We start from the raw sequence: 18,906 nt of genomic DNA, 5'->3' as shown, positions 1-18,906 counted from the left end.
AGATCACAATACGATCGTCAAAAGTGCGTCACACGGCCGATCTGCGGCCCGAGGAATCGCTTCGACAGTCTCGCGAAGCTCTCCGGATCGCCTGTGGCGGAGAACAATCGGTGCGCGTCACGCCCGGTGTGCGGATTGAGCGAATCCGATTCGGTCAGCACACGGAACGTGTCCTTGGCCGTCTCCTCGGCACTCGACACCAGTGTGACCTCGTCGCCCATGACCAATTGAATGACACCCGACAGCAGCGGATAGTGCGTACAGCCGAGAACGACGGTGTCGACGTCCGCCTGCTGCAACGGCGCGAGATAGCCCTGCGCCAGCTGCAGGATCTGGCGTCCGCTGGTCACCCCGCGTTCGACGAAGTCGACGAATCGCGGACACGCGACCGCGGTGATCTCCATGTCGCGGGCCGCCGCGAACGAATCCTGATAGGCGCGCGAGGAGACCGTGGCCTCGGTGGCGATCACGCCGATCCGCCCGTTCCGGGTCGCGGCGACGGCCCGGCGCACGGCCGGCAGGATCACCTCGATGACCGGCACCGGCGCATACCGTTCCCGTGCGTCGCGGAGCATCGCCGCGGACGCGGTGTTGCACGCGATGACGATCGCCTTGACCCCGCGTCGGATCAGTTCGTCGCCGATGGCCAACGCATGACCGCGGATCTCCGGGATGGTCAACGGACCGTACGGACCGTTCGCCGTGTCGCCGATGTAGACGATGTCCTCGTCGGGCAGCAGATCGATCACGGCACGCGCGACGGTGAGACCGCCGACGCCCGAGTCGAAGATCCCGATGGGTCCGTGATTCAGAACAGCCCTCCCTGATCGATGGTCGGCGGGGCGCCCGGGCCCGTCACCTGCTTCTTCTGTTTGTCGCCGCCGGTCGTCGCGACGATCCACGCGGCGAGCACGCCGCCGACGGCGCCGAACAGATGCCCCTGCCACGACACGCTCTCGCGGCCCGGCAGCAGTCCCCACAGGATGCCGCCGTAGATCACCGCGATCACCACACCGCCCAGCACCTGCCAGACGTCACGACTGAACAGGCCGCGCACGATCAGGAACGTCAGCCAGCCGAAGACGATTCCCGACGCGCCGACCGTGACGCTCGTCGACGGCGCGATCAGCCAGACGCCGAGGCCCGAGACCACCCAGACGACGGCGGTCACCACCACCGCCCGCCCGGACAGCAGCACGAAGAAGCCGAGCACCAGCCCGGGCAGCAGATTGGAGATCAGGTGGGCGAAATCGGCGTGCAGGAACGGCGCCCAGACCACCCCGAGCAGCCCGGACCACGTGCGCGGAACGATCCCGTGCTGATCGAGTCGCCCGTTCATCACCACGTCGAGCAGTTCGACGGCGAACAGCACCGCGGTGATCACGGCCAGGATGACGAGGATCTCGAGCCAGCGGGGTCTCGACTCCGCTCGACCAGCGGGAGCGGACGGATCGGGCAGACCGGAGGTCACCTGTCCCCCGTACCGAACGAGAAGCCGTCGGCGAACGCGGAGGCGACCACATCGCGGTAGGCGGGGATCCCGGCCACCGACTGGGCGTGCACGACCGCCGACACGATGGCCCGCTGCACGACGGTCGCCGACGCCTCCGCGAGTGCCGCCACGACGGCGATGTCGGACTCCATGCCCGGCGGGATGTCGACGGCTCCGTCGGGGTCCGCTCGGCGCGATCCGGTGGCGACGGCGAAGAGCGTGTCGCCGTCGAGCGGCGAATGCGCGGGCCGCACGGCGCGGGCGAGTCCGTCGTGCCCCGACATCGCCAGACGGCGCACTGCGGGCACCGACAGCGTCGCATCGGTTGCGACGACACCGATCGTGGTGTTCAGCACGGTGCCCTTGGCTTCCAAGGCGCGCAGGCGCGGCAGCTCGCCCGCGGCCGGCTTGCGCAGCCCGTGGTGCCCGATGTCCTGAGCGTCCCACGGCAGGCCGGTCTGCGGATCGATCACCTGGCCGACCGGATTGGCGACGACGAGTGCGCCGACGGTGAGCCCGCGGGCCGGGCCGTCGGTCAGCGTCACCGACGCCGTGCCGACACCGCCCTTCATCGCACCGGCGCGGGCGCCGGCGCCCGCGCCGACCGACCCGATCGCGAAGTCCGGTCCGGCCGCGGCGAGCGCGCGCTCACCGAACTCGGCGTCGGGACGCTCGGCCCAGCCGCCGACGGGCAGGTCGAAGACGACGGCAGCGGGCACGATCGGCACGACGTGGCCCAGCTGGTCCATGGGCAGTCCGACCCCGGCGGCCTCCAGTCCGCGCATCACGCCGTCGGCCGCGGACAGTCCGTACGCGCTGCCGCCGGTCAGCACGATCGCGTTCGCGCCGCGGACACTGTTGCCGGGCTCGAGCAGATCGGTCTCCCGGGTGCCCGGACCGCCGCCGCGCACGTCGACGGCGGTCGTCGCGCCATCGGGCACGGTGACGACCGTCGTACCCGCTGCCCAACCCGATCCGGGTTCGGTGGCGGTGGCGACCACGACGTCGTCGTCGATCAGGTGATGGTGACCGACGCAGACGCCTGCGACATCGGAGATCCGGTCGCCGACCGCGGCGGGGGCGGGATCGATCATTCGCCCGTCTCCCAGTCGGACTGCGTCCACTCATCGGCCATCAGCGCCTCGACGAGCAGTCCCTGGACCACCGACAGCCAGTCGTAGACGTCCCGGTGCGCGGCCTGCGGATGATCGGGCGGCAGCCGCATCGGCTGATCGTCGATCCCGAGCATCGCACCCAGCGCGAGTCGCACGTCGGTGAGCGCGGCCAGCCAGCGGTCGGCCTCCGCCTCGGTGAGTCGGATGTCGCCGCCGTCGGGCGGCAGGGTCTGCAGGACGGTCTGCGCGGCGGCGAGCTTCTCGTCGATGATCGGCGGCTCGTTGACGCTGCGCAGGCCGCCGTTCAGATCCGAGACGACCGGCGCCGCGGTCAGGTTGTCCTCCTGGTCGGGCCGGTGGAAGTCGGGCAGGAGTCGCCCGAGGGTCGCGTCCTCGGGCGCACGGGTGTGCCCGGTCGCGATACCGGTGATCGCCGACAGCTCATCGCTCGGCGCCGAGTCGGCGCGCTCGTTGAGCAGTTCGGTGATCGACTCCACCATCGACGCGAGAAGCTGACACTCGTAGCTCTCCAGGTTGGAACAGATCCGTACATCGCTTCCGGAACCGGTCCGGCGCCACGTCCTCATCGATCCCGCCTCACGAATCGTGCTGCATCGTCGCCCACAGGCCGGCCGCATGCAGCTTGCGGACGTCGGCCTCGACTTTCGTCCGATCGCCGGAAGAGACGACCGCCTTGCCCTCGTTGTGCACCTGCATCATCAGCTCACGTGCCCGGGCTTCGGAATATCCGAACAGCTTCTGAAAGATGTAGGCGACGTAGTTCATCAGGTTGACCGGGTCGTCCCACACCACCGTCACCCACGGCCGATCGTGTTCGACCACGGGTTCGGCAACCGCAGTACCGGTGCTCGTGCCCGGCGTCGCATCATCGCGCACCATGAGTAATAGGGTAGCGAATGTGACCGGAACCGCGCTTCTGACAGATCAGTACGAACTCACCATGATCTCCGCCGCCATCAAGGCCGGGCGGGCAGATCGCCGGTGCGTGTTCGAGGTGTTCGCCCGACGTCTCCCGGACGGGCGTCGCTACGGCGTCGTCGCCGGAACCGGTCGGGTGCTCGACGCCCTGGAACGCTTTCGCTTCTCCGACGACGACATCACCGCTCTGCGTGAGATCGTCGACGCCGACACCCTCGCCTGGCTCGCCGACTACCGGTTCTCCGGCGAGGTGGACGGCTACCGGGAAGGCGAGCTGTACTTCCCCGGCTCACCGGTCCTCACCGTGCGCGGGGGCTTCGCCGAGGCCGTGATCCTGGAGACGGTGATCCTGTCGATCCTCAACCACGACAGCGCGATCGCCTCGGCGGCCGCGCGCATGGTCAGCGCGGCGGCCGGACGCCCGATCATCGAGATGGGCTCGCGCCGCACCCATGAGCAGGCCGCCGTCGCCGCCGCTCGCGCGGCCTACATCGCGGGTCTGTCGGCCACGAGCAACGTCGAGGCGGCGCGGACCTACGGGGTGCCGAGCGCGGGCACCGCCGCTCACGCGTTCACGCTCTCGTTCGCGACTCCCGACGGCAGCGACGAGAAGGCGGCGTTCGCCGCGCAGATCGACGCCCTCGGCGTCGACACGACGTTGCTCGTCGACACGTACGACATCACCCGCGGCGTCGCGAACGCGATCGCCGTCGCAGGCCCCGAGCTCGGCGCCGTCCGCATCGACTCGGGCGATCTGGGCGTCCTGGCCCGCCAGGTCCGTGCCCAACTCGACGACCTGGGCGCGCCGAACACCAAGATCGTCGTGTCCGGCGACCTCGACGAGTACGCGATCGCCTCGCTGCGCGCCGAGCCGGTCGACACGTACGGAGTGGGAACGTCGCTGGTGACCGGCAGCGGAGCGCCGACCGCCGGAATGGTCTACAAGCTGGTCGAGGTCGACGGCATCCCGGTGGCCAAGCGGTCCAGCCACAAGGAGAGCCACGGCGGCGCCAAGCGGGCGCTGCGAGCGGCCCGCGAGACCGGCACCATCGTCGAGGAGATCATCGTGACCGGCGCGGGCGCGTCCGGCGCCGGACCCGTGGACGGACTGGGTAGCCTGGACGTCCGAGATCTTCAGATCCCGCTGGTGCGTGGCGGCCGCGTCGTCGACGACGTTCCGACACTCACCGACGCGCGCGATCACCTGGCTCGCGGCCTGGTGTCCCTCCCGTGGGAGGGACTCGGCCTGAGCCACGGCGATCCCGCGATCGGAACCCGATACGTGACTCGACCGGAGAAGTAGAGATGCCTGCCAACCGCGCACTGATCGTCGTCGACGTGCAGAACGACTTCTGCGAGGGCGGTTCGCTCGCCGTCGTCGGCGGCGCCGCCGTCGCCGCCGGAGTCAACTCGATCTCCGACGACTACTCGACGGTCGTCGCGACCCGCGACTACCACATCGATCCGGGCGCACACTTCTCCGACGACCCCGACTACATCGACTCGTGGCCGCCGCACTGCGTCGCCCGCACCGACGGCGTGGGATTCCACCCGGTGCTCGACACCGAACCCTTTCAGGCCGTCTTCAACAAGGGCGCCTACACCGCCGCCTACTCGGGGTTCGAGGGCGCCGACGCCGAGGGCACACCGCTCGTCGACTGGCTCGCCTCGCACGGCGTGAAGAGCGTCGACGTCGTCGGCATCGCGACCGACCACTGTGTTCGTGCGACGGCGGTCGACGCCGCACGTTACGGTCTGTCCACCCGCGTCCTGCTGGAGTTCACGGCCGCCGTCGCGGAGTCGACCACCGCGACCGCTCTCCGCGAGATGCGTGAGGCCGGTGTCGAGGTGACCGGCACACTGCTGCACACGGGCATGCCCGCCCAGTGACCGACATCCCCGACGTCGCCGCTCTCCTCGACCACACCGTCACAGCTCTCGGCGGTACACGACGGGACGGACAGGTCGAGATGGCGACCGCCGTGGCCGCCGCGATCGACGACGAGAAGCACTTGGCCGTCCAGGCCGGCACCGGCACCGGCAAATCCCTGGCCTACCTGGTCCCCTCCATCCGGCACGCGGTCGAGTCGAACGACACCGTCGTCGTCTCGACGGCGACGATCGCGCTGCAGCGTCAGCTGACCGAACGTGACCTGCCGCGCCTGTCGACGGCGCTGACGACACCGCTCGGTCGCGAGCCGCAGTTCGCGATCCTCAAGGGACGCGCCAACTATCTCTGCCTGAACAAGGTGCACTCCGACGTCGCCGACGAGCCCGAGTCCGAGCTGTTCGACGCATTCGAGCTGTCCCGGACCGGCCGCGAGGTGACGCGATTGCGCGAATGGACCTCCGATACCGAGACCGGCGACCGCGACGATCTCCCGCAGGGCGTCTCCGACCGCTCCTGGCGCCAGGTCAGCGTCACCTCCCGCGAGTGTCTGGGCGCCAACGCCTGCCCCTACAGCGAGGACTGCTTCGCCGAGATCGCTCGTCGCAAGGCCGCGGCGTCGGACGTGATCGTGACCAATCACGCGATGCTGGCGATCGATGCGATGAGCCCGGCGACCATCCTGCCCGAGCACAAGGTGGTGGTGATCGACGAAGCGCACGAGCTGGTGGACCGCATCACATCGGTGACGACCGAGGAGATCTCGGCCGCGAACGTCTCGCAGGTGGCGCGCAGGCTCGGCAAACTCGTGTCCGATGAGACCGCGGATGCGCTCGTCGGTGCGGGCGAGCAGTTGGGCGAGCTCCTCGAGGACGCACAGAACGGCGAATGGATCCGGCTGCCCGGCGGCGCCGGGGAGATCCTCGCATCGCTGCGCGACCGTCTGTGGAACGCCCGCAGCGAGATCGGCCCGGCCAAGCCCGGCACCGACCCGGAGGCCGCGGCGGCCCGCCAGATGGCGATGTCGTCGGCCGACTCCTTGCACGACACCGTCGTCCGGGTACTGGCGATGTTCGACGAACGCGACATCACCAAACGCTTCGACGTCGTCTGGAAATCGGTCGACGACTTCCGCAACAACACTCGGCACACGCTGCGCATCGCGCCGCTGTCGGTGGCCGGACTGCTGCGCACCTCGCTGTTCACCGATTCGACGGTCGTCCTGACGTCGGCGACGCTGACCGTCGGCGGCAACTTCGACGCCCTCGCCCGCACCTGGGGCCTGCAGCCGCACGGCGACGACCCCGAGGGCGCGGGCTGGCGCGGCCTCGACGCGGGTTCGCCGTTCGACTACGGTCGCTCGGCCATCCTGTACGTCGCCGACCGTCTTCCGCCGCCCGGCCGTGACGGGATCGCGCCGGCCACCCTCGACCAGATGGCGGAGATGATGACGGCCGCGGGCGGCCGTACCCTCGGACTGTTCTCATCGATGCGCGCGGCCAAGGAGGCCACCGAGAAGCTCCGCGACCGCGTCGACTTCCCGATCCTCTGTCAGGGCGACGACGCGACGTCGACGCTGATCACGAAGTTCGCCGACGATGAGGAGACCTGCCTGTTCGGCACCTTGTCGCTATGGCAGGGTGTCGACGTTCCGGGGCCGTCGCTGCGACTGGTGATGATCGACCGGATACCGTTCCCGCGGCCCGACGACCCGCTGCTGTCGGCGCGCCAGCGCGATGTGGACGCCCGCGGCGGCAACGGCTTCCTGACCGTGTCGGCCAACCACGCGGCACTGCTCCTGGCGCAGGGCGCGGGGCGCCTGTTGCGATCGACGTCCGACCGAGGTGTGGTGGCCGTCCTCGATCCCCGGCTGGCGACGGCCCGTTACGGCGGTTATCTGATGGCCGGCCTGCCGCCGTTCTGGAAGACCCGCGATCCGAACGCCGTCGTCGCCGCGCTGGCACGGCTGGCATCGAGTTGATGGGCGACCGGATCGACCGACTCCTCGCCGGAACGCATCCGGCACCGGATAGCGTGCTCGGTCCCCGCGGCGGCCGGGTACACGTACTGCTGCCCGGTCTGGTCGACGGCGAAACGGTCTCCTCGACCGGTGCGCGCACCCCGCTCACCCGGGTCGGCGGCCATCTGTTCGGCGCCGAGCGTCCCGGAGACGACTACTGGTTCGAAGTCGACTACGGCGACGGCCCGCGCGTCGTCGAGGATCCGCACCGCTTCTCCCCGCGACTGTCCGCGCCCGACCGGGACCTCGTACGTCTCGGCTCCGAGCGGATCGCCGACGTGCTCGGTTCGTTTCCGAGCCGCCGCGAGACCGAGTCGGGACGCGCCGTCACCGGCGTCGACTTCGCGGTCTGGGCGCCGAACGCGCGCGGGGTCACCGTGTTCGGCGACTTCGACGCCTGGGGCGCGCAGCAGTACCCCATGGTCCGACGCGACGGCGTCTGGGAGCTGTTCGTGCCCGGCGCCCGGATCGGCGACTGTTACAAGTATCGGATCGTCGGCGCCGACGGACTGGTCCGGGACAAGGCCGATCCGCTCGCCCACCGCACGCAGTGCCCGCCGGACACCGCATCGATCGTCGACGCGCCGGCGCAGTACGTGTGGACCGACGCCGAGTGGATGGCCGCGCGCGGCCGCCACGACCCGGCCCGCCGACCGATGAGCGTCTACGAGGTGCATCTGGGCTCGTGGCGACCGGGACTGGACTATCGGCGCGCCGCCCGGCTGTTGGCCGATCATGTGGCCGCCCTGAACTTCACACACGTCCAGCTGCTGCCGATCACCGAGCATCCGTACGGACCGTCGTGGGGCTACCAGGTCGGATCGTTCTTCGCGCCGACCGCACGCCTCGGCACACCAGACGACCTGCGCTACCTCGTCGACCATCTGCATTCCCGCGGCATCGGCGTGCTCCTCGACTGGGTGCCCGCACACTTTCCGAAGGACCCGTTCGCGCTCGGCGAGTTCGACGGCACACCCCTGTACGAGCACGCCGATCCTCTCCGCCGGGAACAGCCCGACTGGGGCACCTACGCCTTCAACCTCGGGCGCGACGAGGTCCGCGGCTTCCTCCTCGCCGCCGCGCTCTACTGGTGCGAGCAGTTCCATATCGATGGACTCCGCGTGGACGCCGTCGCCGCGATGCTCTATCGGGACTATTCGCGGGGTCCCGGCCAGTGGCGTCCGGCACCGGACGGCAGTCACCGCAACGAGGAGGCCGTCGGCTTCCTCCGCGAGCTCACCGACATGATCCGCCGACGCTGTCCGGGGACGCTGATGATCGCCGAGGAGTCGACCGCGTGGCCCGGAGTCACCGCGTCGCCGACCGAGGGCGGACTCGGTTTCGACTTCAAATGGGACCTCGGGTGGATGCACCGCACGCTCGACCTGTTCGGACGCGAGCCCGCCGACCGTGGACGAGGCGGCGGTACCGTCCTGGAGTCGCTCACCGGAGCGAGCCACGAGCGGTACGTGTTACCGCTCAGCCACGACGAGATGGTGCACGGGAAGGGCACACTCCTCACCCGGATGCCCGGTGACGACCGGGCGGGGCACGTCCGCGCCCTTCTGGCCTACCAGTGGGCGCATCCCGGAAAGAAGCTGCTGTTCATGGGGCAGGAGTTCGGCCAGCCCGATGAATGGTCCGAACATCTCGGTGTCGACTGGGAAGCGCTGTCGGGCGAGACCGGTCCGACCCACCGCGGTATCGCGCGCCTCGTCGGGGATCTCGGCCGCCTGATGCTCCACCATCCCGCGCTCTATCGGGGCGATGCGGACGCGACCGGGGTGGACGTCCTCGACGTGAGCGACGCCGAGCACGCCGTGGTCGCCTTCGCGCGCCGTGATCCCGACGGCGACGATGTGGTCGCCTGCCTGTTCAACCTCTCCGACGACGATCTGCACGACTACCGGATGGGCCTTCCGCGGCCCGGCCGCTGGGACGAGGTGCTCAACACCTCCGCCCTGGACTACCGCGGATCGGGCGTCGGGAACCTGGGTCGCGTCGACGCCGTCGGCGTCGCCAGCCACGGGCGCCCGTTCAGCGCGACGCTGACGCTGCCCGCGAGGTCCGCCGTGTGGCTGACACCCGCGTCCTCTGGTCGATCTCCCGACCACGAACCCTCTCGCCCGCTGGCCGAGTGAACGGTGGCGGCCCGCCGACGCGGGCCGCCACCCGATCGGTTCAGTACAGAGCCGTGGCCAGCTTGCGGCGGGCGGCGACGACGAACGGCTCGGCCGGGTCGAACAGCTCGAACAGTTCCAGGAGTCGGGCGCGCGCCGTCGCCTTGACGTCGGCGTCGCCGGTGCGGACCAGGTCGATGATGCGGTCGAAGGCCTGCTCCGGTCGCTGGCCGAGGAGCAGTACGTCGGCGGCCGCGAGTTGCGCCTCGACGTCACCGGGCTCCGCGGTCTGCACCACGGCCGGATCGTGTGCCTGCGCACGCTTCATGAACGTGAGGTTCCGCGCGACGGACGCCGCTTCGGTGTTGCCCGGCTCGACCGCCACGATCGCCTCGTACGCCGCGAGCGCGCCGTCGAGGTCACCGGCGTTCATCAGCTCCTCGGCCGCCACCATGCGCGGGTCGGCCTCCGGCTCGGGCTGCTCGCCGAGCTCCGGAGCCGGAAGACCGAGCTTCGAGGTGATCTCGGTGAGCCACGCCACGAGTTCTTCGGGAGGCTGCGGTCCCTCGACCGCGGACACCGGCTGGCCGCCCGCGAGCGCGATCAGCATCGGCACCGACTGCGCTCCGAACGCCTGCGCGATCCGCGGGGCGGCGTCGACGTCGATCCTGGCCAGCGTCCACGCGCCGGCGGCCTGCGCCGCCAACTGCTCCATGAACTCGGTCACCTGGACGCTGGACGCACTGCGCGCGGTCCACAGCGCCGCGACGACGAGCTGCTGCCCGGAGCGCGCGACCACGTCCTGCTCGAACGTGGCCTCGGTGACGTCGACGATCGACGCTCCCTCCGGGACCGCGCCCGGGGCGCCCGGGGCCTCTCCCGCCGGTCCGGCGGGTGCGTTCGCGCGCATCCGCTCGGCCTCGGCGCGTTCCTTCAACACGGACAAGTCGACGGCGCCCGACATGGCGCTCGCCTGCTGCATCGCCGCCGCAGCGGCCTGCCGACGATTCATTGGACTGCTCACACCGCCAGTTTGTCACGGTCGACGTCGTCGCCGCCACGCCCTGTCGCAAGGTTGGACAGCTCGCCGAGATGTCCGTTCCGCCGCGCCCACACCTCGAACCAGACGGTGAACGCCGGCGGGATCGACGCGAGAGCGGCCAGGACGAACGTCTTGAAGTTCCACTTGAGAGCGATGGCGGCCCACAGCGTGATCACCAGGTACGCGACGAACGCGATGCCGTGCAGCATGCCCGGCACGCGTACGGCGGAGTCGACGCCTCCGCCGTACTTCACGATCATGGCGATCAGCAACGCGACCCACGTGATGGCCTCGACCACCGCGATGAAACGGAAGCACTTGGCCGGGGTGGTCAGAACGAAGAAGTCTTTCACACCACTCACGCCTTCGGAACGCGAACGATCAGGGCGTCGCCCTGGCCGCCTGCGCCACAGAGTGCGGCCGCACCGACGCCGCCGCCGCGGCGGGCCAGCTCCAGTGCGAGGTGCAGGGTGATGCGGGCTCCGGAGGTGCCGATCGGGTGGCCGAGCGAGATCGCCCCGCCGTCGACGTTCACGATCTCCGGATCGATGCCGAGCGCCTTGGTCGATGCCAGGCCGACCGCGGCGAACGCCTCGTTGATCTCGACGAGATCGAGATCGGCGGGCGTGATGCCCTCCTTCTCGCACGCCTTCTTGATCGCGTTGGCGGGCTGCTGCTGCAGCGACGAGTCGGGGCCGGCGACGACGCCGTGCGCGCCGATCTCGGCGATCCAGTCCAGGCCGAGCTTCTCGGCCTTGGCCTTGCTCATCACGACGACGGCACAGGCGCCGTCGGAGATCTGGGAGGCGTTGCCCGCCGTGATGGTGCCGCCCTTGCGGAAGGCGGGACGCAGGCCGGCCAGCGACTCGACGGTGGTGCCCTCACGGACGCCCTCGTCGGTGGTGAACGAGATCGGGTCGCCCTTGCGCTGCGGGATCTCGACCGGAACGATCTCGTCGTCGAACCGACCCTCGGCGGCCGCCGCGGCGGCCAGCCGGTGGCTGCGCGCGGCGACCTCGTCCTGCTCCTCGCGAGTGAAGCCGTCCGTGTCGTTGCCGACCTCGGTCAGCAGGCCCATCGGCTGATCGGTGAAGGCGTCGTGCAGACCGTCGAACGCGGTGTGGTCGACGAGTTCGGTGTTGCCGTACTTGAAGCCGCCGCGGCTGCCCGGAAGGAGATGCGGAGCCTGAGTCATCGACTCCTGGCCACCGGCGACGACGCACTCGAACTCGCCCGCGCGGATGAGCTGATCGGCCAACGCGATGGCGTCGATGCCCGACAGGCACATCTTGTTGATCGACAGCGCGGGGACGTCCCAACCGATTCCGGCCTTGACCGACGTCTGACGAGCGGGCATCTGGCCGGCGCCCGCGGTGAGGACCTGGCCCATGATGACGTACTCGACCTCGGCCGGGTCCACCTTGCCGCGGGCGAGGGCGCCCTTCACTGCGACGGCGCCGAGATCGACACCGGAGTGCCCCTTGAGCGTTCCCATGAGGCGCCCGAACGGCGTGCGCGCACCGGAGACGATGACGGTGGTGTTGTCGGACATTCAACCAACTCCTAGTAGTCGGAAACAGCGCACACCGGTGTGCTTGCGAGCAAGGTGCACGTCAGCGGTAGTCACCATCCAAGCTACCGTTAGGGCATGACTAACTCTGCATCCGAGCATGTGAACAACACCACCTCAAGCGGCGCTTTGGCCGCCGCAGCCGACCTCGTCGTCGGTGTCGACCACGTGGGCATCGCGGTGGCCGATCTCGATGCGACGGCCGCCTGGTACCGCGACAACTTCGGATTCGAGAACCTGCACGAGGAGATCAACGAAGAGCAGGGCGTCCGCGAGGCGATGATCGGACCGGCCGGCGGAACCGGCGCTCTCATCCAGTTGCTCGCACCGCTCAACGAGCAGTCGACCATCGCCAAATTCATCGACCGCAACGGTCCCGGCCTCCAGCAGCTGGCCGTCCGCGTCACCGATGTCGACGCCGTCATGGCCCGCCTGACCGATGCGGGGATCCGCCTGCTCTACCCCGCCCCCAAACGCGGCACCGCCGACTCCCGGATCAACTTCGTCCACCCCAAGGACGCGGGCGGTGTCCTCCTCGAACTCGTCGAGCCCGCCGCGGAGCACTGACGCCTACCAGACAACGACCTGACACGATACGGCGGGGTTCGGCGATTCCGGACCCCGCCGCTCTAGGATGGGACTATGTCTGCACCCGGTCAGCGTCAGAGTCCGTTCCCCATCGTCATGCGCGGGTACGACCGCGATCAGGTGACCGACCACATCCGGCGCCTCGATGCCGAGCTCCAGATGATGACCGCCGATCGGGACTCCGCCCACGCCAGCGCCGACGAACTCCACGACCGACTCGAGCGGACGCGGGCGCAGGTGCACGACCTGCAGCGCGAGGTGGACACACTGTCGGTCCCGCCGACCACTGTCGCCGGAATGAGCGAGCGCGTCTCGCGGATGCTGCAACTCGCCACCGACGAGGCGGCCGAACTCCGCGCCAATGCGCGTGATGAGGCCGACGAGACGCTGAGCGTCGCGCGCCAGAGCGCGCAACAGGAGCGTTCCGATGCGGCGGCGGAGGCCGAGCGGACCAAGGAGCTGGCTCAGGAGCACGCCGACTCGCTGATCACCGACGCCGAGAAGCGTGCCGCCGAGGTCGACGAGAAGGCCGAGAAGGCGCGACGCGAGGCCGAGCAGACCCTCGCCGACGCACGCCGTCGTGCTCAGGAGATCATCGACGACGCCGAGGCCGAGGGCGCCCGGCTCCGCGGGGCCGCGCACTCGGTGGCGATGAACCGGTTGGCGCGATCACGTGAGCTCGCGGGCGCCGCACACGATGCGCACGGACAGATCCTCGACCACCTCGACGCGCTGCGCCAGCACCTGGCCGACCTCCCGGCGGCGCTCGCGCTGTCCGGCGACGAGAAGGACCTCGTGGCCCAGACCGACACCGACGATCTGGAGATCCTCAACCGCACCCTCACCGGCCGTGACCGCTTCACCTCCGGCGATGCCGGCGAACCGACGAATGCCGCGGAGGCCACCGACGTCCTCGACGCGGTCGACGACGAGTACACCTCGGACGACTACGCCGAGGACCGGTTCGGGGGCCTCGACGAGTCGATCGCGGGCCGGGGGTCGGCCACCGCCTGATCCCGGCCGCGGGTCAGAACAGCCGGAACTCGGTGCTCTCGGTTCCGCGCAGCTTGTCGTAGTCGAGTGTCACACACCGAATGCCCCGGTCGGTGGCCAGAGTGCGCGCCTGCGGTTTGATCACCTGTGCGGCGAACACGCCTGACACCGGAGCGAGCGTCGCATCACGGTTGAGCAGTTCCAGGTACCGCGTGAGCTGTTCGACTCCGTCGATCTCGCCTCGTCGTTTGATCTCCACCGCGACGGTCGCCCCGTCGGCGTCCCGGCACAGGATGTCGACGGGCCCGATGGCGGTCATGTACTCGCGGCGGATGAGCGTGTACCCTTCGCCCAGTGTCGTCACGTGCTCGGCCAGGAGTTCCTGCAGGTGCGCCTCGACGCCGTCCTTCACCAGTCCGGGATCCATGCCCATCTCATGGGACGAGTCGTGCTCGATGGACTTGACCGTGATGCGCAGCTGTTCGCCGCCCTTGTTCGTGACCACCCACACCGCGTGTACGTCAGTGCCCTCGGGCGCGGGCTCCTCGGTCATCCAGCACGGCGGACTCATCCAGTTGAGCGGCTTGTACGCGCGGTCGTCCGCGTGAATGCTCACCGATCCGTCGGATTTCACCAGGACCAGGCGTTTGGCCATCGGCAGGTGGGCGGTCAGTCGGCCGACGTAGTCGACCTGGCATTCGGCGATCACGAGTCTCACAGTGGCCGAGTCTAGGGCATCGGCCCAACCCGACCGCGCAGCCGCTGGAGGCGAGTCTCAGTGCGTCGCCGGCACCAGCGCGCGGAGCAGTACGTCGAGTTGCACCGCGAGCTCGTCGGCTGCTCCCGGCACATCCGTGGCGAGCCGGCGGACCGCTCGTTCGAACGGTCCGTCGAAGGCCGCGTAGACGCCCGCGGCGTCCAGGACGGGTTCGCCGCCGACCAGTTCGGCGTACCGATCCACCACTCGCCAGATCATCGCGGCGAGTTCCTCGTCGATCTCCCCGACACCGTCGGCGAGCGACGGTTCGAACACCGACTGCATCCGCAGGTCGTACCAGAGCTTGTGTGTCGCGAGCTCGTTCACCGCGGTGTCGACCAGACGCCGGACGAAGCGGGCGCGTAGCGACGCGGCGTCGTCGGCGTCGTCGAGCACGTCGTCGTAGGCCGCGACGCATTCGGTCTTGTACAGCCGGACGCAGTGCGTGATCAGATCCAGCCGGTCGGTGAAGTAGTAGTGCAGAACGCCGTGGCTGTACTCGGAGTTCGCGGCGATGTCGCGCAGACTGGTGCCCGCATAGCCGAGCTCGGCCAAGGTCTTGAACGCCGCGCGAGCCAGTTCGTCGCGCTTGGCCGCGAGCTTGGTGCTGCGTTTGGCCACCCCGCGCACCGCAGGCGCCGACGACGCGATCGCCTCTGCGCTCATCTGTCGCCTCCTTCGCCGAGTCCGTCTGCAAGTGAAGGATAGCCGGTACGACGACGTCCGGCGACGTCGCGTCCAGTGATTTTGACAGTTGTCCAAATTTTTCCTTGACGATCGTCCAGATTTCGATAGTGTGACTCAGGCCACGACTTCTACTCACACAGGGAGAGTTTCATGAGCGCATTCGATCTCACCGGCAGGCGGGCACTCGTCACCGGCGGAGCACAGGGCCTCGGCGAGGGCATGGCGCGGGCACTCGCGGCGGCCGGGGCGCACGTCGTCATCGGCGACGTCCAGACCGACGCCGCCCACACGGTGGCGGAGTCCCTCGGAGACGGACACGGCGTCGTCGCACTCGACGTGACCGACGACGCGGGTTGGGCGACGGCGATCACCGAGGCCACCGACCGCCTCGGCGGACTCGACGTGGTGGTGAACAATGCGGGCGTCGAGATCAGCGGTCTCATGACCGAGATCTCGGCGGAGGACATCCGTCGCCAGCTGGACGTCAACGTGCTCGGCACCGCTCTCGGCATCAAGCACGCGCTGCGTGTCATGCGTCCCGGAGGCGCGGCCGGGACGGGCGGCGCGATCATCAACGTCGCCTCCGTCGCGGCGACCATCGCCTTCCCGGGGATCGGCATCTATTCGGCGACGAAGTCCGCGATCGACCGGATGACGCGCGTCGCCGCGATGGAGGCGGGCAAGCTCGGCTACGGGGTCCGCGTCAACTGTGTCTACCCGGGACTGGTCCCCACCGAGATGGGCGCCGGTCTCGCGAACGACATGGCCGAACTCGGCCTGTTCGGATCCGCTGAGGAGGCCGTCGAAGCGGTCGTCGACCTCACTCCGAGCGGACGCCTCGGCGAGGTCGCCGACATCGCCGACGCCGTCACCTTCCTCGCCACCGACGCCGCACGCTTCGTCAACGGGGCCGGACTGCCCGTCGACGGCGGCATGGGCATGTAGACCCGCCCCACCGCACACGCAATCCACTGCACGAAGTCAATCAGGAGCTGATCATATGAGCACTAAACCAGTCGTCGTCTACGGAGCCTCCGGCTACACCGGCCGCCTCGTCTGCGAATTCCTCCGCCAGTACAACGTGCCGTTCACCGCGGCCGGTCGCAGCGCCGCCACACTCACCGAGTCGATGAACGCACACGTTCCGGGCATCGAGACCGCCGACTACGAGGTGGTCGAGACGGAGCACAGCGTCGAGGCACTGACCGAGCTGTTCCGCGGCAGTTCGGTGATCCTCAACATGGTCGGGCCGTTCATGAAGCTCGCCGACCCCGTCGTCGAGGCAGCGCTCGCGGTGGGCGCTCACTACACGGACACGACCGGCGAGCAGGACTGGCTTCTGCACTGCGAGCAGAACTACGGATCTCAGTTCGCGGACGCCGGGCTGCTCCTCGCCCCGGGCATCGCGCAGATGTACACCACCGGTGAGATCGCCGCACAGATCGCACTCGAGACGCCGGGTCTCGACACCCTCGACATCGCCGTGTTCTGGGGCGGCAGTCCCACTATCGCGTCGACGCGCACGATCCTCGTCAACGCGGCGGGTGGTGCCGCCTACCACCTGGCGGAGAACGAGTACGTCCCCTTCGATCCCGCACAGGGACTGGTGCCGCTCATCGTTCCCGGCCAGCACGAGCTCGCTCAATCGTTGCCGTGGGGCGGAACGTCCCATCCGGTCTGGTTCAAGAACGATCCACGCGTCGCGACCTGCAAGGCACAGGGCGGCGTCTTCAACGCGGCACTGATGCAGAACGTCCCGCTGATCGTCGCCGACGCTCTCGAGAAGACGAAGGACATGACCCCCGTCGAGCGCGACGCCGCCCTCGACGCGGTCGCCGCACAGGTGATGAACACGATCCCGCCTCGCGAGAACCCGCGCACGCACAAGTCGCTCGACTCGGTGCATGCGTCCGGACCGCTGGGACGAGCACACGTCGTGATCCACGGGAACAGCAACTACCAGCAGACGGGTCTTCTACAGGCGTACGCGGCGTACAGCCTCTTGCAGCAGGCGCCGAAGCGCGTCGGTCTCGCCTCGGGATGCCAGGCGTTCGGGCACCGTGAGCTCGAGGGCGTGCTCTCCTCGTTCGGATTCATCTCGACTCCCGTCGTCACGGTGCAGCGGTGACCCTCGTCGTAGCGGCCCTTCCCGATTCGCGTGCCGCGACGGCGCCGGACGCGCCCGCTCTGACCGATGATCGGATGGTCCTGGACAACCGCGCTTTCGCCGACGCCGTCGCCCGCGCCGCTGGGCGGCTCCGATCGTCCGGGGTCGAGTCCGGCGAGGTCGTTGGACTGCTTCTGCCGAACCGGGTCGAGCTCGTCATAGCGTTGTTCGCGGCGTGGCGTCTCGGCGCGGCCGTCACCCCGATCAATCCCGCGCTCGCTGCTCCGGAGGTGGGGTTTCAAGTCTCGGATGCGGCAGCCCGCACCGTCGTCGTGGAACCGGGCGTCGATCTCGACATCCCCGGTGTCGGCCTCGTCGAGTGCACCGACCTCGTCGCGGGCGACCCCGTTCCGACTCCAGCCGGACTCGACCCGGACGATGTGGCGCTGCTCATCTATACCGCGGGCACGACAGGCACGCCGAAGGGCGTGATGATCACCCATCGCAACATCGATGCGATGACGTCGACGTTCGTCGACCACTTCGGCTTCACCGCCGACGATCACAGTCTGCTCGTCCTTCCGCTGTTCCACGCGAACGGAGTGGTTCTGGGAACCCTCGCACCGCTGCGAGCAGGTGGCCGAGCCACCGTCGTCGGGCGATTCCGACCCGACGCGTTCTTCCCCGCCGTCCAGGCGCACCGACCGACGTACTTCTCGGCGGTGCCCGCGATCTATGCGATGTTGGCGGGGCTGCCCGACGACGTGGTCCCGGATACGACGTCACTGCGTTTCGGAATCTGCGGGGCCGCTCCGATGCCCACCGAACTCATCGCACGGTTCGAGGATCGGTACAACGTGCCGATCGTCGAGGGCTACGGTCTGTCGGAGACCACGACCGCCTCCGCGATCAACCCGGTGGAGGGGCTCCGTAAGCCGGGTACCGTGGGGCCCGCGCTCCCCGGTCAACGCATACGGATCGTCGATGCGGAGCTGCGCGACGTCCCTCGCGGCGAGTCCGGCGAAGTCCTGATCGCCGGCGACGTGGTCATGGCCGGGTACCTCAACCGACCGGACGCCACCGCGGAGACCATCGTGGACGGCTGGCTCCGCACCGGCGATGTCGGTCGGGTCGACGACGACGGCTATCTTCAGCTCGTCGACAGGGTGAAGGACATGATCATCCGTGGCGGCGAGAATCTGTATCCGAAGGAGATCGAGAACCAGATCTATCGTCATTCCGACGTCTTCGAAGCCGCTGTCATCGGCCGTCCGCATGACGTCCTCGGCGAAGTCCCGGTCGCCTACGTCTCTTTCCGGGACGGGGCGACGACCACCACGACTGACATCGAGGCTTCACTTCGCGACCAGCTCGCCAAGATCAAGCAGCCCGTGGAGATCATCGAGCTCGGCGACGTGCCGAAGAATCCGGTGGGAAAGATCGACAAGCCGGCGTTGAGGGCGTTGGACGCGGAGACCGCTGTCGATCGGGCGGGCGGTGATCCGACCGGCGACCGATGAAGTCGGCCGCCGGAAGTCCGTACAAAGCAGTGGGCCCCTGACCTGTCACAGATCAGGGGCCCCACCAA

The 18,906-nt window shown here is 69.1% G+C and carries 19 protein-coding genes; 9 read left to right on the top strand and 10 right to left on the bottom strand.

Annotation, left to right across the window (positions count from 1 at the left end; all coding sequences use genetic code 11):
• Window positions 1-17: 17 nt before the first annotated feature.
• From murI to clpS, 5 genes are read right to left on the bottom strand one after another with little or no spacing between them, the layout of a single operon-like run.
• Complete coding sequence (murI, locus tag BKA16_RS11905) at window positions 18-812, bottom strand: glutamate racemase (RefSeq protein ID WP_183373032.1); 795 nt, start codon at window positions 810-812, stop codon at window positions 18-20.
• Window positions 809-1,471, bottom strand: a complete 663-nt coding sequence (locus BKA16_RS11900; protein ID WP_382427224.1) for a rhomboid family intramembrane serine protease — start codon at window positions 1,469-1,471, stop codon at window positions 809-811. The genes murI and BKA16_RS11900 overlap by 4 nt, the downstream gene beginning before the upstream one ends.
• Window positions 1,468-2,586, bottom strand: a complete 1,119-nt coding sequence (locus BKA16_RS11895) for a P1 family peptidase (protein WP_183370855.1) — start codon at window positions 2,584-2,586, stop codon at window positions 1,468-1,470. The genes BKA16_RS11900 and BKA16_RS11895 overlap by 4 nt, the downstream gene beginning before the upstream one ends.
• Entirely contained in the window at window positions 2,583-3,194 is a 612-nt protein-coding gene (aosR, locus tag BKA16_RS11890) for an oxidative stress transcriptional regulator AosR (protein WP_183370854.1), read from the bottom strand. Before aosR ends, BKA16_RS11895 begins: the two co-directional genes overlap by 4 nt.
• A 10-nt stretch (window positions 3,195-3,204) precedes the next feature.
• Window positions 3,205-3,507 (bottom strand): ATP-dependent Clp protease adapter ClpS, encoded by a 303-nt coding sequence (gene clpS, locus BKA16_RS11885; protein ID WP_183370853.1) that lies wholly within the window; start codon window positions 3,505-3,507, stop codon window positions 3,205-3,207.
• Between clpS and BKA16_RS11880 the strand changes: the two genes are divergently transcribed.
• From BKA16_RS11880 to glgB, 4 genes are read left to right on the top strand one after another with little or no spacing between them, the layout of a single operon-like run.
• Window positions 3,506-4,849, top strand: coding sequence for a nicotinate phosphoribosyltransferase (locus BKA16_RS11880; protein WP_183370852.1), 1,344 nt, complete (start codon window positions 3,506-3,508; stop codon window positions 4,847-4,849). The two genes, clpS and BKA16_RS11880, sit on opposite strands and share 2 nt — an antisense overlap.
• Window positions 4,850-4,851: 2 nt before the next feature.
• Window positions 4,852-5,436: an isochorismatase family protein gene (locus tag BKA16_RS11875; RefSeq protein WP_183370851.1), complete on the top strand. Its 585-nt coding sequence runs from the start codon at window positions 4,852-4,854 to the stop codon at window positions 5,434-5,436.
• Complete coding sequence (locus tag BKA16_RS11870; RefSeq protein ID WP_183370850.1) at window positions 5,433-7,415, top strand: helicase C-terminal domain-containing protein; 1,983 nt, start codon at window positions 5,433-5,435, stop codon at window positions 7,413-7,415. The genes BKA16_RS11875 and BKA16_RS11870 overlap by 4 nt, the downstream gene beginning before the upstream one ends.
• A complete protein-coding gene (glgB, locus tag BKA16_RS11865; protein WP_183370849.1) occupies window positions 7,415-9,595 on the top strand; it encodes a 1,4-alpha-glucan branching protein GlgB in 2,181 nt (726 codons plus the stop codon). Before BKA16_RS11870 ends, glgB begins: the two co-directional genes overlap by 1 nt.
• A gap of 40 nt (window positions 9,596-9,635) precedes the next feature.
• On the opposite strand, the gene BKA16_RS11860 is transcribed toward glgB, so the two are convergent.
• The 3 genes from BKA16_RS11860 to BKA16_RS11850 are packed head-to-tail and all read right to left on the bottom strand — an operon-like array spanning window position 9,636 to window position 12,168.
• Window positions 9,636-10,538, bottom strand: coding sequence for a tetratricopeptide repeat protein (locus BKA16_RS11860; RefSeq protein ID WP_183373030.1), 903 nt, complete (start codon window positions 10,536-10,538; stop codon window positions 9,636-9,638).
• 56 nt (window positions 10,539-10,594) lie between these two features.
• Window positions 10,595-10,969, bottom strand: a complete 375-nt coding sequence (locus BKA16_RS11855) for a DUF3817 domain-containing protein (protein WP_343067389.1) — start codon at window positions 10,967-10,969, stop codon at window positions 10,595-10,597.
• Between the two features lie 5 nt (window positions 10,970-10,974).
• A complete protein-coding gene (locus BKA16_RS11850) occupies window positions 10,975-12,168 on the bottom strand; it encodes an acetyl-CoA C-acetyltransferase (protein WP_183370847.1) in 1,194 nt (397 codons plus the stop codon).
• Window positions 12,169-12,264: 96 nt separating this feature from the next.
• On the opposite strand from BKA16_RS11850, the gene mce reads away from it, so the two are divergent.
• Both mce and BKA16_RS11840 read left to right on the top strand, forming a co-directional pair.
• Window positions 12,265-12,753: a methylmalonyl-CoA epimerase gene (gene mce, locus BKA16_RS11845; RefSeq protein WP_183370846.1), complete on the top strand. Its 489-nt coding sequence runs from the start codon at window positions 12,265-12,267 to the stop codon at window positions 12,751-12,753.
• Window positions 12,754-12,828: 75 nt separating this feature from the next.
• A complete protein-coding gene (locus BKA16_RS11840; RefSeq protein ID WP_183370845.1) occupies window positions 12,829-13,788 on the top strand; it encodes a hypothetical protein in 960 nt (319 codons plus the stop codon).
• A 13-nt stretch (window positions 13,789-13,801) separates the two neighbouring features.
• Here the strand turns inward: BKA16_RS11840 and nucS are convergent, their stop codons facing one another.
• Together nucS and BKA16_RS11830 are read right to left on the bottom strand one after the other, a co-directional pair.
• Window positions 13,802-14,485 carry an endonuclease NucS gene (gene nucS, locus BKA16_RS11835; RefSeq protein ID WP_183370844.1) on the bottom strand — a complete coding sequence of 228 codons (684 nt, stop codon included), beginning with the start codon at window positions 14,483-14,485 and terminating at the stop codon, window positions 13,802-13,804.
• Window positions 14,486-14,542: 57 nt separating this feature from the next.
• Window positions 14,543-15,190 carry a TetR/AcrR family transcriptional regulator gene (locus tag BKA16_RS11830; protein WP_183370843.1) on the bottom strand — a complete coding sequence of 216 codons (648 nt, stop codon included), beginning with the start codon at window positions 15,188-15,190 and terminating at the stop codon, window positions 14,543-14,545.
• 171 nt (window positions 15,191-15,361) lie between these two features.
• Here BKA16_RS11830 and BKA16_RS11825 point away from each other — a divergent pair, with 171 nt between their 5' ends.
• Genes BKA16_RS11825 through BKA16_RS11815 form a run of 3 tightly spaced genes read left to right on the top strand, consistent with a single transcriptional unit; the run spans window position 15,362 to window position 18,838 of the window.
• Entirely contained in the window at window positions 15,362-16,156 is a 795-nt protein-coding gene (locus BKA16_RS11825) for an SDR family NAD(P)-dependent oxidoreductase (protein ID WP_183370842.1), read from the top strand.
• Between the two features lie 55 nt (window positions 16,157-16,211).
• Window positions 16,212-17,339 (top strand): DUF5938 domain-containing protein, encoded by a 1,128-nt coding sequence (locus tag BKA16_RS11820; protein ID WP_183370841.1) that lies wholly within the window; start codon window positions 16,212-16,214, stop codon window positions 17,337-17,339.
• On the top strand, window positions 17,336-18,838 hold the full coding sequence (locus BKA16_RS11815; RefSeq protein WP_343067387.1) for a class I adenylate-forming enzyme family protein: 1,503 nt from the start codon (window positions 17,336-17,338) through the stop codon (window positions 18,836-18,838). Before BKA16_RS11820 ends, BKA16_RS11815 begins: the two co-directional genes overlap by 4 nt.
• Window positions 18,839-18,906: the final 68 nt, after the last annotated feature.

The sequence above is a fragment of the Gordonia humi genome (assembly GCF_014197435.1).
GTDB lineage: Bacteria > Actinomycetota > Actinomycetes > Mycobacteriales > Mycobacteriaceae > Gordonia > Gordonia humi.
This window is presented reverse-complemented; position numbering and strand designations above follow the sequence as displayed.

Coding starts and splice junctions, on each gene's coding strand:
- BKA16_RS11830 (WP_183370843.1), bottom strand. CDS start 15,190: ATGAGCGCAGAGGCGATCGCGTCGTCGGCGCCTGCGGTGCGCGGGGTG.
- BKA16_RS11880 (WP_183370852.1), top strand. CDS start 3,506: ATGAGTAATAGGGTAGCGAATGTGACCGGAACCGCGCTTCTGACAGAT.
- BKA16_RS11860 (WP_183373030.1), bottom strand. CDS start 10,538: ATGTCGGGCGCCGTCGACTTGTCCGTGTTGAAGGAACGCGCCGAGGCC.
- aosR (WP_183370854.1), bottom strand. CDS start 3,194: ATGAGGACGTGGCGCCGGACCGGTTCCGGAAGCGATGTACGGATCTGT.
- clpS (WP_183370853.1), bottom strand. CDS start 3,507: ATGGTGCGCGATGATGCGACGCCGGGCACGAGCACCGGTACTGCGGTT.
- BKA16_RS11840 (WP_183370845.1), top strand. CDS start 12,829: ATGTCTGCACCCGGTCAGCGTCAGAGTCCGTTCCCCATCGTCATGCGC.
- mce (WP_183370846.1), top strand. CDS start 12,265: ATGACTAACTCTGCATCCGAGCATGTGAACAACACCACCTCAAGCGGC.
- BKA16_RS11825 (WP_183370842.1), top strand. CDS start 15,362: ATGAGCGCATTCGATCTCACCGGCAGGCGGGCACTCGTCACCGGCGGA.
- BKA16_RS11850 (WP_183370847.1), bottom strand. CDS start 12,168: ATGTCCGACAACACCACCGTCATCGTCTCCGGTGCGCGCACGCCGTTC.
- BKA16_RS11895 (WP_183370855.1), bottom strand. CDS start 2,586: ATGATCGATCCCGCCCCCGCCGCGGTCGGCGACCGGATCTCCGATGTC.
- BKA16_RS11820 (WP_183370841.1), top strand. CDS start 16,212: ATGAGCACTAAACCAGTCGTCGTCTACGGAGCCTCCGGCTACACCGGC.
- BKA16_RS11875 (WP_183370851.1), top strand. CDS start 4,852: ATGCCTGCCAACCGCGCACTGATCGTCGTCGACGTGCAGAACGACTTC.
- glgB (WP_183370849.1), top strand. CDS start 7,415: ATGGGCGACCGGATCGACCGACTCCTCGCCGGAACGCATCCGGCACCG.